The sequence below is a fragment of the Bacillus sp. 17RED48 genome (genome assembly GCF_019837545.1).
Taxonomy (GTDB): Bacteria; Bacillota; Bacilli; order Bacillales; family Bacillaceae_G; genus Bacillus_A; species Bacillus_A wiedmannii.
In genome coordinates this window covers 53,413-67,794 of the sequence record NZ_JADAXG010000002.1, presented here as the reverse complement: position 1 = coordinate 67,794, position 14,382 = coordinate 53,413, and the positions used below count along the sequence as shown (strand labels likewise).

The 14,382-nt window shown below is 33.2% G+C and carries 6 protein-coding genes and 6 pseudogenes; 9 read left to right on the top strand and 3 right to left on the bottom strand.

The features are described from left to right. Positions 1-394 precede the first annotated feature (394 nt). A pseudogene (gene topB, locus ILT06_RS07125) lies at positions 395-1,501 on the top strand (DNA topoisomerase III); the annotation flags it as partial. A 679-nt stretch (positions 1,502-2,180) separates the two neighbouring features. Continuing rightward, positions 2,181-2,871: pseudogene (locus tag ILT06_RS07120) on the top strand (IS6 family transposase). Between the two features lie 150 nt (positions 2,872-3,021). Here ILT06_RS07120 and ILT06_RS07115 read toward each other — a convergent pair. Beyond that, complete coding sequence (locus tag ILT06_RS07115) at positions 3,022-4,458, bottom strand: IS4 family transposase (RefSeq protein ID WP_222654971.1); 1,437 nt, start codon at positions 4,456-4,458, stop codon at positions 3,022-3,024. Here ILT06_RS07115 and ILT06_RS07110 point away from each other — a divergent pair. Further along, entirely contained in the window at positions 4,441-5,877 is a 1,437-nt protein-coding gene (locus tag ILT06_RS07110; RefSeq protein WP_222654970.1) for an IS4 family transposase, read from the top strand. The two genes, ILT06_RS07115 and ILT06_RS07110, sit on opposite strands and share 18 nt — an antisense overlap. 543 nt (positions 5,878-6,420) lie before the next feature. Here ILT06_RS07110 and ILT06_RS07105 read toward each other — a convergent pair. Next, positions 6,421-7,241, bottom strand: a pseudogene (locus ILT06_RS07105) (discoidin domain-containing protein); the annotation flags it as partial. Continuing rightward, positions 7,219-7,365 (bottom strand): annotated as a pseudogene (locus ILT06_RS33255) (M60 family peptidase N-terminal accessory domain-containing protein); the annotation flags it as partial. The pseudogenes ILT06_RS33255 and ILT06_RS07105, both read right to left, overlap by 23 nt. A 204-nt stretch (positions 7,366-7,569) precedes the next feature. Here ILT06_RS33255 and ILT06_RS07100 point away from each other — a divergent pair. From ILT06_RS07100 to ILT06_RS07075, 6 genes and pseudogenes are all read left to right on the top strand, one after another. After that, positions 7,570-7,827 (top strand): hypothetical protein, encoded by a 258-nt coding sequence (locus tag ILT06_RS07100; RefSeq protein ID WP_222654969.1) that lies wholly within the window; start codon positions 7,570-7,572, stop codon positions 7,825-7,827. A 61-nt stretch (positions 7,828-7,888) separates the two neighbouring features. Continuing rightward, entirely contained in the window at positions 7,889-9,286 is a 1,398-nt protein-coding gene (locus ILT06_RS07095) for an RICIN domain-containing protein (protein ID WP_222654968.1), read from the top strand. A 76-nt stretch (positions 9,287-9,362) separates the two neighbouring features. After that, positions 9,363-10,175 carry a hypothetical protein gene (locus tag ILT06_RS07090; RefSeq protein ID WP_261784480.1) on the top strand — a complete coding sequence of 271 codons (813 nt, stop codon included), beginning with the start codon at positions 9,363-9,365 and terminating at the stop codon, positions 10,173-10,175. A gap of 91 nt (positions 10,176-10,266) precedes the next feature. Next, entirely contained in the window at positions 10,267-10,458 is a 192-nt protein-coding gene (locus tag ILT06_RS07085) for an SEC-C metal-binding domain-containing protein (RefSeq protein WP_222655162.1), read from the top strand. Next, a pseudogene (locus ILT06_RS07080) lies at positions 10,416-12,623 on the top strand (Tn3 family transposase); the annotation flags it as partial. The gene ILT06_RS07085 and the pseudogene ILT06_RS07080, both read left to right, overlap by 43 nt. 161 nt (positions 12,624-12,784) lie before the next feature. Further along, positions 12,785-14,221 (top strand): annotated as a pseudogene (locus ILT06_RS07075) (IS4 family transposase). Positions 14,222-14,382: the final 161 nt, after the last annotated feature.

The following is a 14,382-nucleotide window of genomic DNA, read 5'->3' as shown; positions in this document are numbered from 1 at the left end:
TAAAACAGATTAAATGATTCGTAATGTTGACTTTTATCTGGATATACATGGTGGAAAACAAAAGAAACATATTTAGTAGATGAATATAATTTAGTGAAGAAAAGAACTATAAAATTGACAGAGACAGAAGAGTTATGTGTATTTGACATCCTTGATGTAGTCGGAAAAAATTATGGGAATGAAAATTAAAAACTATTACGCGGAGTTAGAATAAATAATAGGATTAGGAAGTAAAAAGATTTGAAACTTTTTAACGAAGGGGAATTATAAAGTGTTAAATAATTTTCTTGTTTTTGAGCGTTAAATTATTTGGCATTTACTTGTTTGACTTATTAAAAAGGTCGAACAAGACTTATACCTTATAAAATAGAGAGTAAAGGAGATTGACCTATAAATGGGATACGTATTAATCCTAGCCGAGAAACCAGATCAAGGTTTGGCTCTTGTTTCACAATTTAAATATCGCCGGAAAGATGGATATTTAGAAGTAGAAGCGAATGAGTTATTTCCAAATGGAGCGTACTGTACATGGGCAATTGGTCATTTGACGCAGTTATGTAATCCAGAGCATTATCACGCAGAGTGGAAAAAATGGTCACTTAATACGTTACCGATGATTCCAGAGCGTTTTCAATTTGAAGTAACAAAGTCGAAGTATAAACAGTTTAACGTTGTGAAACAGCTGTTACATAATCCGGGGGTAACAGAAATTATTCATGCGGGCGATGCTGGGCGTGAAGGGGAATTAATCGTACGAAACATTATTAATCTTTGCAACGTGCAAAAGCCGATGAAGCGTCTTTGGATTTCATCTTTAACGAAGCAAGCTATTTACCAAGGGTTTAAAAACTTGCTTGATGAATCAGATACAATTAATACGTACTATGAGGCGTATACAAGGTCATGTGCGGATTGGGTCGTTGGTATGAATGCATCGCGTGTCTTTAGTATTTTGCTAAAGAAAAAAGGAATGAACGATGTATTTTCAGCTGGTCGTGTACAAACACCGACACTTGCATTAATTGTAAAGCGTGAAAAAGAAATAGAGAACTTTAAGTCAGAGCCATTTTGGGAAGTGTTTGCAACCTTTAATATAGAAGGAAAGAAGTATGAGGGGAAATGGGAGAAAGACAATGAATCTCGCTTACAAGACCCTGATATGGCAAATAAAATTGCAGCATTTTGCCAAGGGAAACCGGCCGTAGTAAAAGAAATGAAAACGGAGCGTAAAGAGTTTCAGCCGCCGTTTTTATTTAATTTATCAGCACTGCAAGCGACAGCTAACAAAGCTTTTAAATTTTCACCGAAAAAGACGCTTGATATAACACAAGCACTATATCAAAAAGGGATAGTTTCTTATCCGCGTTCGGATTCTAACTATGTTACACAAGGAGAAGCAGCGACGTTCCCTGATATTTTACAGAAGTTAAGTCAATTTGATGAATATAAAGGTTTATTACCAGCTCCAGTTGAATCGATTATGAATAATAAGCGTTATTTATATGCATGATCTAGAGGGGAATTATTTAGCTTTAAGTAAAAAACTAAGATGTATATTGATTTAAAAGGGTTTAAGAGACAAGAAGATTATTCTCTAAAATAGATTTTCAGAGGAAAATATTTAAATAAAGGGTTGAGGGATGTTTGATTGATTAGAAAATAGAGTATGAAACAGAATGAGTTTAAAAGTACAAATAATATTTATGAGTAGAGGAAACAAAAGAGTAGATAGTAATCTTTTGTTTCCTCTTATTATTTTTTTACTAGTTACTTTACTAATTCTTTAATTAATTGAAAAGGTGGAAAAAATGTTTTTATAACAAATAAGTAAATTTTAAGTAAAACATTAGATATTTTTAGCACATATATATTTTGGAAAAACTAAGAAAATATATATTGAGGAGAAGTAAAAGATTTAATGCCTATTGAAATTGAAAGCAATAATTATTCAATTTTATGTCCATATTGTTTAGAGATGGAATTCCATGCTATTTGGATTGACCTCCATCTTATTAGAAACGTTTTTATTTCATTTTCTTGTCCTTTTTAAATTAAAGTAACTGTCTTGTTAATAAGCATTATTACAAAGTATTCTGATTCAACAAAGCTAAACGATTTGAAAATGTTCTTTCAAATTTGGCCATACTGGTACTATTACTTAAAAAGGTGTTGTGATCAGTATGGAAAAAGAAAATATATTTAAATGGAAACATTATCAGCCTGATATCATTGTATTAACGGTGCAACCTCAGTCTTCGTGATTTGGTGGAAATAATGGAAGAAAGAGGATTATCCTTGGTCCATACAACGATTATGCGATGGGTTCATCAATATGGATCTGAATTAAATGAGCGTATTCCAAAACATTTGAAACAAACAAATGATTCCTGGAGAGTAGATGAAACATACATCAAAATCAAAGGCGAAAAAATGTACTTATATCGTGCGATTGATTTCGAAGGAAACACAATTGATTTTTATTTGAGTAGTAAACGAGATGCCAAAGCTGCCAAGCGATTTCTAAAGAAAGCCCTGGCTTCTTGTCATGCCATAGGACCTCGTTCTATAACTGCTGATGGAGATAAAGCCTATCCTGTTGCGATAAGAGAACTAAAAGACGAACAGTACATACCACACGGTATGCCACTTCGTGTGAAAAAATATTTAAACAATATCATTGAACAAGACCACCGGTTTATCAAAAAACGGATTCGGAATATGCTTGGATTGAAATCATTGCATACAGCTACAAAAATGATTGCTGGAATAGAAGCTATGCATATGGTCAAAAAAGGGCAAACGCTCCAAGGGGAGAAGTCTGTCCAAAGGCAGATATATCTTATCAATGAACTCTTTGGTTTAACAGCATAACGTTCAATTCTACTGGGAATATTTTACTCTTTTTTCATATCCTACTATTTTTGCACCGGAACCTTTTATTCAAACTAAAATCTCTTTAAATGGGGTAAATGATTAAAAATAAGCATATGAAATAAACCCTAACGGGTTTCATTTTTTTATTTATGCAGCTTTCTTTTTGTTTCTATATCCACTATACTTATAGATAACACCCATAATATCAAAGATAGTTTTCTTCTCATATCGATGAGATTTTCGTCCATTTTTCTTTAGTAGGGTAAACAGACGGAGTAAAATCTTTGCTATTTCTTGGGTGTTTTTCTGTATCGCTTGATAGAACAGAGATAGGTGATCTTGGATCATCCCAATTGCTTTATATTCACTTAGTTCTCTTTTGTGTTTTTGTAACAGAAGTTGGCGCATCTTAAACATCGTGGAAGAGCAGACAAAAATGGCAATGAGTTTTCCATACACATGGCATTCTAATCGCTCTTGTTTGATAGTTTGCCAATGATGAATTTGAAATAGAGATTTCCACGTTTTAAATATGATTTCAATCTGCCAGCGGAGGGAGTAAAAATTATGGATTTGTTCCATCGGAACCACCTCCCAAGGCGTATTCGTAACATATATGTTGATACTCGTTAATCGTTTACTCTTTTCTGAAAATGTAATCTCCTTTTTACTTTCGGTATGGCTTTGTTTTTTTCTACGTTCCAGCATTTGTTCCTCTGTTAATCGGTAGATAATTACTCTTGCAAATAATCTTTGATTCTTGCCAATATACGCCTCTTTTATTTCATACGTTTGTCCTGGCTTTAACGTGTGCATAATGTTCTCTAAATCAACTTGGATATACTGTGACTGTTTTTTAATTGTCCCATTTCGAAAGTATTCCGGAAATGGATTTTTCGTATAGACGGTATGGTTTAACTTAAGTCTTGATATATAGCACACGCCATGCTGATCCATTTGATCTAAGTCTTCCAATGAAAAATAGCCTAAATCACGAATACACAGATCACCCGGTCGTAAGGTATCTAAGCAATCTGTTCCAAATGTTTTATCATTATTTTTTCCAGGCCCTATTTGAAAGTTTAAAAATTGTCCGCTGTGTAAGTCATGTTCTAATTGAATCTTAATATCTGCTGTTTGTGAACAACTAGCTAATCCAGGATATATATGAGCTAAATGTTTCGGTACTTGGAAAATCGTCGCATCTAAAATACGAATTCGTTGAAAATACGTGAGTGCTGCACTTGAAATGGCTGATGTTTTACAAAGGTTACTTTTCCATAATGCAGAAAAAATATATTTCAAAAATTCAACCGCTTTTTTATCAAAGCGTTTATTGAGTCCTTCTGATTTCATCAGAGTACCTGTGGCTGCGTGTAATTGACTGCATAGTCGAACGAGAGAATCACTCGCTATACGTTGACTTACCCAGATACATATGGTAGCTAATTCATTTTCTGAAAACTTTCGTTTTCTTTTTACAAAACCTAATTTTTTTGCGAGTTCTTCCAAAAGAGAAGGGGTTAAATGACGGTACAGCTCTTTAGAAAATAGTTGTAATTCATCTTGAATCTCTCGATTCAAGATGAATTACAACCATTTGCGGAAGTACTAAAACGATACATTACACCTGTATTTTTAGAAGAATTGGCAAGAGAAATTGGATTTATAAAACGAAAACGTAAGTTTTCTGGCTCAGATTTAGCTACCATATGTATCTGGGTAAGTCAACGTATAGCGAGTGATTCTCTCGTTCGACTATGCAGTCAATTACACGCAGCCACTGGTACTCTGATGAAATCAGAAGGACTCAATAAGCGTTTAAATAAGAAGGCTGTTTGTTTTTTAAAACATATTTTCTCCATATTATTAAAAAATAAAATTTGTGAAACATCCGTGATTCCAAGCTCTTCAATCACCTATTTTCAACGGATTCGTATTTTAGATGCAACGATTTTTCAAGTGCCAAAACATTTAGCTAGTGTGTATCCTGGATCAGGTGGTTGTGCACAAACAGCGGGTATAAAGATTCAATTAGAATATGATTTACAAAGCGGACAGTTTTTGAATTTTCAAGTTGAGCCAGGAAAGAATAATGATAAGACCTTTGGAACAGAGTGTTTAAAGACATTACGGCCTGGCGATCTATGTATTCGGGATTTAGGTTATTATTCGATGGACGATTTAGATCAAATGGACCAACGAGGTGTGTATTATATATCGCAGCTTAAACTAAACAATATGGTGTATATCAAAAATGAGTTTCCTGAATACTTTCGAAATGGGACAGTAAAAAAACAGTCTCATTATATCAAAGTTGATTTAGAACACATTATGAATACTTTAAAACTAGGACAGGTCTATGAAATAACAGATGCTTACATTGGGAAAGATAAAAAACTATTTACACCAGTTATTATATATCGATTAACTGAAAAACAATTTCTAGAACGTAAGAAAAAACAAGTGTATACGGAAAGTAAAAAGGGTATTACGTACTCAGAGAAAAGTAAACGATTAGCTGGTATGAACATTTATGTTACCAATACCCCTTTGGAATGGGTTCCGATGGAACAAATCCATGATTTTTACTCCCTCCGCTGGCAAATTGAAATTATCTTTAAAACTTGGAAATCCTTATTTCAAATTCATGATTGGCACAATATCAAACAAGAGCGATTAGAATGCCATATTTATGGAAAACTCATCGCTATTTTTCTATGTTCTTCTACTATGTTCAAGATGCGACAATTAATTTTACAAAAGAAGAAAAGAGAATTAAGCGAATATAAAGCCATCGGAATGATTCAAGACCATCTATACATTCTATATCAAGCTATACAGCAAAACACCCGAAGCATAACAAAGATTTTAATTCGCCTGTTCCATCTTCTACAGAAGAATGGACGAAAATCTCACAGATATGAGAAGAAAACTATCTTTGATATTCTGGGTGTTGTCTATGAGTATAATGGACTAAGAAATCAAAAGAAAATTGCATAATCAAAAAGTGAAACCCGTTAGGGTTTATTTGGTATGCGCATTTTTAAGAATGTTTTAATCCGGCTGAATAAAAGCTCAGTTTTTTCAATCTTAAGTTGATGGGCATGGGGTACAGCCGAGATACGTGTAAAAATAGGCTATAGGCTTACTTTTATTTCCAAATCATGAACTATTGGGTTTTATATAGGGATTTTTTCTTCTAATCGTTAAGGAATCTTCTGTAAATTAATCACATAATCCCCAAAGCGTTTTATGTGTATTTTCATATAAGGATTTAGCCTTTCTAAATTTTGGTGTAAAAAAAGTGATAACTTTCATTTTTTAGTTTTCATAAAATCATAGTTATATCTATAACATTTTGAAAAAACATTATAAACTTCTACTTTATTGGTAATAACTGTAATTTATTCACGTAATTTTATATCAAAAATCACAAAGTAAAAACAGAACATGAAATACGCAAAAAAAATAATCACAGGGTAGATTCTCAAAATATTTCAAAATCCACTCTGCGATTATATGCTCACTTATAAGTGTAAATAATTAATAACCTAAAATATCTACTTCAGCTGCTGAAGCATGCCCATTAAATCCGTTCGTTACTTCTAGTTTTACATATTTCGCAGAAATAGGTTCGAATGTTGCAAATTTTTCTTCCCTCTATTATTTTCCCATGTTCCAGACGTTACTTTTTGATAGTTGGAACCATCTGTGCTTGTATAAATATTGTAGTTTAAAATAATACCATTTTCTGTCCAATCTTGCCTTGGAAGACATGCTACTTGAGTGATGGTTTGTGTTTTTCCGAGATTTAGCGTTAAATTATATGGATATTGATGTGGTGCATTCCATTGACTATGCCAAATTGTATTTGGATTGTCATCGATTGCGTTACTTGCTGGATCACGCCATGATTCCTCACTATTTGCACTTGCCTTCATTATTTTTTTGATAATACAGCAAGGTTTAGCATCCGTTGCTTCCCATATAGGTGCAATTAATGTTGGATTATTTAAAGCTTCTACTTTTTATCTCGTTTCTTGGGTTGCCTTCAATCCTCATTTATCAAAAAATGGAAGTGAATTTTATTTTTCTACTTTCGATGTATTGTAAATAAATGCTTGTATGTTATCTTCGTCTGTTTTTGGGAGTTGATTCTCTGGTAGCTCTAGATATAGTTTGTGAAGATCTGGATAAAAATCATCGCCATATGCTAAATGAAGCTGCCAAAGCATAACAAGTTTCACAAAAAGGTCGTCAATATTTTTATATTCTTTATTCGTTTATTTTAAATATGCAAAGGCTCTATTATAATCTCCCTCTGATTCTAAACGTGTTGGTTTATTTGGATATAATTTCTTTTCCCCATTCTTTATCATATTGATGTGTCCCAATAATCGCTCTAATCTTTTGCGTTCCTGATACTGTAATTGTAACCTGTTCATTAGACTTTACATAGATTCCTGTTGGCATATAATTTTTTTGCTCACTTCTTTTTTCTCTTTTTGCTTCATCCCAAAAACTGCCTGTACCTGGAAGGTCGAACTCCCTCTAGTTGCAAATTAAAAATTTGGAATTACAAGATCGTTTCCAACATATGATTTAAATGGTCACAGAATTGATTTTTATCGTTTTCTTAAGATATGTTTTGGAAATTATACATTTATTTTGTGAAAAAAGGGGTGCTATATCATGCTACAACATTCATTTTTGAATTTTAAAGAATACGAGCTACTTCAAATTTATTCTGCTGGAAAATTGGAAGGTTCAGGAATGTACATTGGTTTATTTAAAGATAATAATGATTTTTTTTTATGTTGGCGAAATGAAAAAGGGAATAAAGTATATACAAATATCGACTTTATTAGTGTGGAACGATTATCAAATAATGGTCGGTACGATTATCAAAAGTATCCAAATTGCAATTGTGATCCGAACTATTTGGATTAAAGTATATTAAAATAAGCCTTTCTTTGAAAATAGTTTATATAGCTAAAGTGAGGGATATGTGATGAAAAAAAATCAACAGCAGATTTCAAATTCCACTACCACTAGTTTCAATAGTTTGATACAATCTTTAGTTTTTACTTCTGATCCTCAATATCCTTGGTCTGATTGTACAGATGGTGCGAATGGTACTCCATTTCAGCCATGTAGTATTCGAAATGTATCACCATGTCAAAATGGAAATTCAGAAGATCGGGCAACTAGGCGTAGACGTTCAGAAGCATTAATACGTGAACAATATGAAAATATTAATTCATATACTGAGCATTCTAATCGAATTAATCGACCGGCAGCTGTCATTATCAACGGGGATATTACTGAATTTGGACATAATGATATCTGGCACCCAGAACGCCAATGGAATACAATGAATAGTTTGTTTGGGGTATTAAGAAGACCTTATTATTATGGTTTAGGAAATCATGATATTGAAAACAATTTCGGTCATTGTTCTAGCAATAATTGTTTTGCTACCTCAATGGAGAGTTTAATCCGGCATGTAAGAGCGCGTGTACCATCGAATCGATTTGATTCTACACGAGAAGGTGTACGTTATGTTGGAAGTTTTGCTTATGTTGTTAACTTTGACCGTATATGTTCTATACAGTTAAATAATTATCCTACTATGGATGCACGTAGTTTATCTATGCATGTACGTGAAAATTTACCTTGGTTAAGAAACCGATTGGCAATAGCGAGAAACGAAGGAAGAATCATTATTGTAAATGTTCATCAAACTGGAAGACTTAATCAAACATATATCAATTTATTTCAAGAATTTGGTGTTGTAGCAATTTTTGGTGGGCATCTACATACCACTTTAGGACGTATGGGTAGTGCAGGGGGGATACCAGTTTTTTTATCTGGAAGCGCATCGCAGCGTACCTATTTAATTTTAGAGCATTATCCAAATGAATTAAGAATTTTTTCTGTAAGGTGTAATGATTGGCAGGGGCATAGACAACTCATTCACACTATCCCTATTGAAAATAATGAATTTAAAATTGTAACAACGCTCAACAACGCCAGTCTTGTAGATATGCGTTTAGGCTCTAGCAATATAGTACATTTATGGGACGATGTGAATCAGAGAAATGCACAATGGGCTTTTTTATATAATCAACAAAGAAATGCATATCTAATAAGAAATTTATTTGATAGAAGATTAGTTTTATCTATGGATGCTCCTCGTATGAATCATGTATTTGCTTATCCAGTTAATGGAGATGCTTCTCAGTTTTGGATTTTAGAACCTAATCAGGGTGGATATATATTTAGAAGTCTTAGAGATAGAAATTTAGTTTTAACTGTTGAAGGTTCCAATATACGTCCTGAAACACGAATATTAGTTTCTCCTTTTAATAATGGAACCAATCAAAGATTTAGATTACAAAGTGTGTAGTGAAAAGTGCTATTCTATAGCAATGTAATGTTATTTTTCAAATAATAAATCATCTAAAAAATAGGGGGAATACATGATGCAGAAACGTCGATTTTTGAATTTGAATGAAGGCGATTGTATTTATATATATTCCGGAGGTAATTTAGAGGCACAAGGTAGATATATAACTGTTGTGGAAGATAAAAATGAGTTATTTCTACGTTGGAGGAAGCACAATGGAAATGAAATGTATACAAATTTGAATGGTATTAGTGTAGAAACGATGAATGAAAACACAGTATATCTGCAAAATACAGGTGATACATGTGCGCGAGGCTACAATAATAATTATTATAACCAAGGCTCGAATAGCCAGTATAATCCAAGCTATAATGACAACTATAACCAAGGCTCGAATAGCCAGTATAATCCAGGCTATGATGATAACTATAACCAAGGCTCGAATAGCCAGTATAATCCAAGCTATAATGATAACTATAACCAAGGCTCGAATAGCCAGTATAATCCAGGCTATGATGATAACTATAACCAAGGCTCGAATAGCCAGTATAATCCAGGCTATGATGATAACTATAACCAAGGCTCGAATAGCCAGTATAATCCAAGCTATAATGATAACTATAACCAAGGCTCGAATAGCCAGTATAATCCAGGCTATGATGATAACTATAACCAAGGCTCGAATAGCCAGCATAATCCAAGCTATGATGATAACTATAACCAAGGCTCGAATAGCCAGCATAATCCAAGCTATGATGATTATTATAACCAAGGTCATAATAACCAGTATAATCAAAATTATGATAATCTAGATCAAAATAGTCCGTATGATTCTGGTTGTACTAATTATCACAATCAAAATCTTCATAAAAACTGTAAGTGTAAATAAGAATTATTATCTTTTTACGTTTCTGTTGCAGAAATTTTTAAAGAATAACCCTTCGAATTAGGGATTTTTCCCATTTAAACGACCAGCAAATATTTATGAGAATTGTCCCTGTAATAGCGGAAAAAAATATAAGTTTTGTTGTTTTTTGATAAAACCCCTTCATTCGTCTAAGCTTTCATTCTCATTTGTCACGGAAACAAACGGTTACGTGACAAATGAGAACCAGGATAAAATAATCATAATTCTAAAATTAAACACTTTGCATCAGAAGCATCGGAAATAAAAGACTTTCATATGGCCAAAAGGTATATGTTGTTATTATCTTTTATTTATCGTTCGCAAATTGTAACAAGAGATAACTTAATAGATATGTTTTTAAACAGGATTGCAAGGATACATAAAAGAGGAAAAGAAGAATTGAATCTTTTACGAGAACAGCAACGTTCTCTAAATGAAAACCTTATTTCCATATTAAGTCAAGTTTTACATACGACTCATATGTATGATGATTCGAACATAATAGGAAGTAAAGTAACAGAGTTGTTTGAAGAAAAAGGTGGTATAGATTCCTTGCAACAAGATTGCTTAGCTATTTCTTCGTATAACGGGAATAACTATCTTCCTCTATTAGAAAAGTTCTATAACAGTCATAGAAAAGCCTTATTTCGATTGATTTCATTATTAAAATCGGATTCAACGACTCAGGATGATTCGCTCATAAAAGCTTTAGAATTTTTGTTGCAAAATGAAAATCGAAGAGTAGAACACCTTCCTACTAATCTTGATTTATCATTCGCAAACGAGCAATGGAGACAAACTCTTCGAGTTGGAAAGGATTCTAATTTATTGTATCGTAAACGTCTTGAAATCTGTATATTTTCCTATTTAGCTTCAGAATTAAAGACAGGTGATGTGAGTGTACAAGGTTCTGAAAAATACGCTGATTATAGGAAACAGTTACTGTCTTGGGAAGAATGCGAACCGTTAGTTAAGGAATATTGTGAAGAACTTAATTTTCTTTTATCTCCTACTCATTTTGTTAAGCAACTAAAACACACATTAGCTTCTGTCGCTAATACGGTAGATTTAAATTATCTGGATAATGGCCAGGTGATTATAACAGAAGATGGAGAACCTATTTTAAAACGATTAGCACGAAGAGATGTGTCTACAAGTAGTAAATTGTTAGAAAAAGAAATTATACAACGTTTACCCAAACGAACCGTATTAGATATACTTTGTAATGTAGAACATTGGACTCATTGGACAAGACATTTTGGTCCCTTATCCGGATCGGATCCTAAATTAGAAAATCCAACGGAACGTTATATTGTTACTACATTTGGTTATGGATGTAATTTAGGACCTACGCAAACAGCCAAACATATGCGTAATACGACTATAGCCCACATGCTTTCGTTTGTGAATCGTAGACATATTCATATTCCGAAATTAAATGCGGCACTTCAGGATGTTTTGAATCAATATAATACATTTAGTTTACCAAAATTATGGGTAACGGGAAAAGTAGCTTCAGCTGATGGAACAAAACATGATATGTATATAGAAAATTTAGTATCAGAATACCATATTCGTTATGGAGGATATGGAGGGCTTGCCTATCATCATGTTGCGGATAATTATATCGCTCTTTTTAGTCATTTTATCCCCTGTGGTGTTTGGGAAGCGGTATATATTATTGATGGACTATTAAAAAATAAATCTGATATTCAACCAGATACCATTCATGCTGATACACAAGGACAATCGACACTTGTATTTGCCTTATCCTATCTATTAGGAACTCATCTTATGCCTAGAATTCGCAATTGGAAAGATTTAAAATTTTTCCGTCCAGATAAACATACGCATTATAAACATATAGACCCTTTATTTAAAGATGTAATTGATTGGGGGTTAATTGAAACACTTTGGAAAGACTTATTTCAAGTGGGTGTTTCGATTAAGATGGGGAAAATATTACCTTCGACGCTTCTTAGAAAGTTAAGTAGTAATAGTAAGAAAAACCGATTATATCAAGCGTTTCGAGAGCTTGGGAGAGTGATTAGAACAATCTTCCTTCTTCAGTATATTTCAGATATGAAATTACGTGAACAAATTACAGCTAGTGCCAATAAAGTAGAAGCCTATAATGGTTTTTCAAAATGGTTGTTTTTTGGCGGCGATGGTATTATTATGGAAAACGATCCAATCGAACAGGAAAAACGTATTAAATACAATGATTTAATCACCAATTCTGTAATTTTTCAAAATTTAGTAGATATCACTATGATTTTATGGCAACTAAAAAAAGAAGGTTATCGCTTTTCACGCCAAGATTTAGAAAGACCAAGTCCTTATATGACTAGACATATAAAACGCTTTGGGGATTATGTAATTGATTTACAGAAAATCCCCCAGCCAATAGAAGAAACGATCCCTCTATAAGCTCAATAGGTCATAGATGAAAATAAAAGTAAGCCTATGAACTATTTTTACACGTATCTCGGCTGTACCCCATGCCCATCAACTTAAGAAATAAGACTACCCCCAAGTGTCAAAAAAAGTTATTCTTTCTAAAAAGCTAGATAGAAAGGATGACATTTTTTATGAATCTTTCGATTCAAGATGAACTACAACTCTTTTCTGAAGAGCTGTATCGTCATTTAACCCCTTCTCTTTTGGAAGAACTCGCAAAAAAATTAGGTTTTGTAAAAAGAAAACGAAAGTTTTCAGGAAATGAATTAGCTACCATATGTATCTGGGTCAGTCAACGTACAGCGAGTGATTCTCTCGTTTGACTATGCAGTCAATTACACGCAGCCACAGGCACTCTAATGAGTCCAGAAGGACTCAATAAACGCTTTGATAAAAAAGCGGTTGAATTTTTGAAATATATTTTTTCTGCATTATGGAAAAGTAAACTTTGTAAAACATCAGTCATTTCAAGTACAGCACTCACGTATTTTCAACGAATCCGTATTTTAGATGCGACGATCTTCCAAGTACCGAAACATTTAGCACATGTATATCCTGGGTCAGGTGGTTGTGCACAAACAGCAGGTATCAAGATTCAATTAGAATATGACTTACACAGCGGACAGTTTCTAAACTTCCAGGTAGGGCCAGGAAAAAATAATGATAAAACATTTGGAACAGATTGTTTAGATACCTTACGTCCGGGTGATCTGTGTATTCGTGATTTAGGCTATTTTTCATTAGAAGACTTAGATCAAATGGATCAACGTGGCGTGTGCTATATATCAAGACTTAAGTTAAACCATACCGTCTATACGAAAAATCCATTTCCAGAATACTTTCGAAATGGGACAATCAAAAAACAGTCACAGTATATCCAAGTTGATTTAGAGAACATTATGCACACGTTAAAATCAGGACAAACGTACGAAATAAAAGAGTCGTATATTGGCAAGAATCAAAGATTATTTACAAGAGTAATTATCTACCGATTAACAGAGGAACAAATACTGGAACGTAGAAAAAAATAAAGCTATACCGAAAGTAAAAAGGGGATTACGTTTTCAGAAAAGAGTAAACGATTAACGGGTATCAATATATATGTTACAAATACGCCTTGGGAGGTGGTTCCGATGGAACAAATCCATGATTTTTACTCTCTTCGCTGGCAGATCGAAATCATATTTAAAACGTGGAAATCTCTATTTCAAATTCATCATTGGCAAACTATCAAACAAGAGCGATTAGAATGCCATGTGTATGGAAAACTCATTGCTATTTTTATTTGTTCTTCCACGATGTTTAAGATGCGCCAACTTCTGTTGCAAAAGCACAAAAGAGAACTAAGCGAATATAAAGCAATTGGGATGATTCAAGATCATCTATCGCTGTTATATCAAGCAATACAGAGAAACCCCCAAGTAATAACAAAGGTTTTAATCCGCCTGTTTACCCTACTACAGAAAAATGGCCGGAAATCTCATCGATATGAGAAAAAAACTGTCTTTGATATTATGGGTGTTATCTATGAGTATAGTGGACTTGGAAAACAAAAGAAAGCTGCATAAGTAAAAAAATGAAACCCGTTAGGGTTTATTTCGTATGCTTATTTTTAAGAGGATTATACTGTTTAAAAGTTTTTTCATTTCAATCAATGGAAAAACTTGGAGTTTCTGTCCTTAAGTTGATGGGCATGCGGCTGTACCCCTAATAGGAATGTTTACTTACT

Bases quoted from the DNA above. Each gene is read 5' to 3' on its own strand.
- ILT06_RS07090 (WP_261784480.1), top strand. From the start codon at position 9,363: ATGCAGAAACGTCGATTTTTGAATTTGAATGAAGGCGATTGTATTTAT.
- ILT06_RS07100 (WP_222654969.1), top strand. From the start codon at position 7,570: ATGCTACAACATTCATTTTTGAATTTTAAAGAATACGAGCTACTTCAA.
- ILT06_RS07095 (WP_222654968.1), top strand. From the start codon at position 7,889: ATGAAAAAAAATCAACAGCAGATTTCAAATTCCACTACCACTAGTTTC.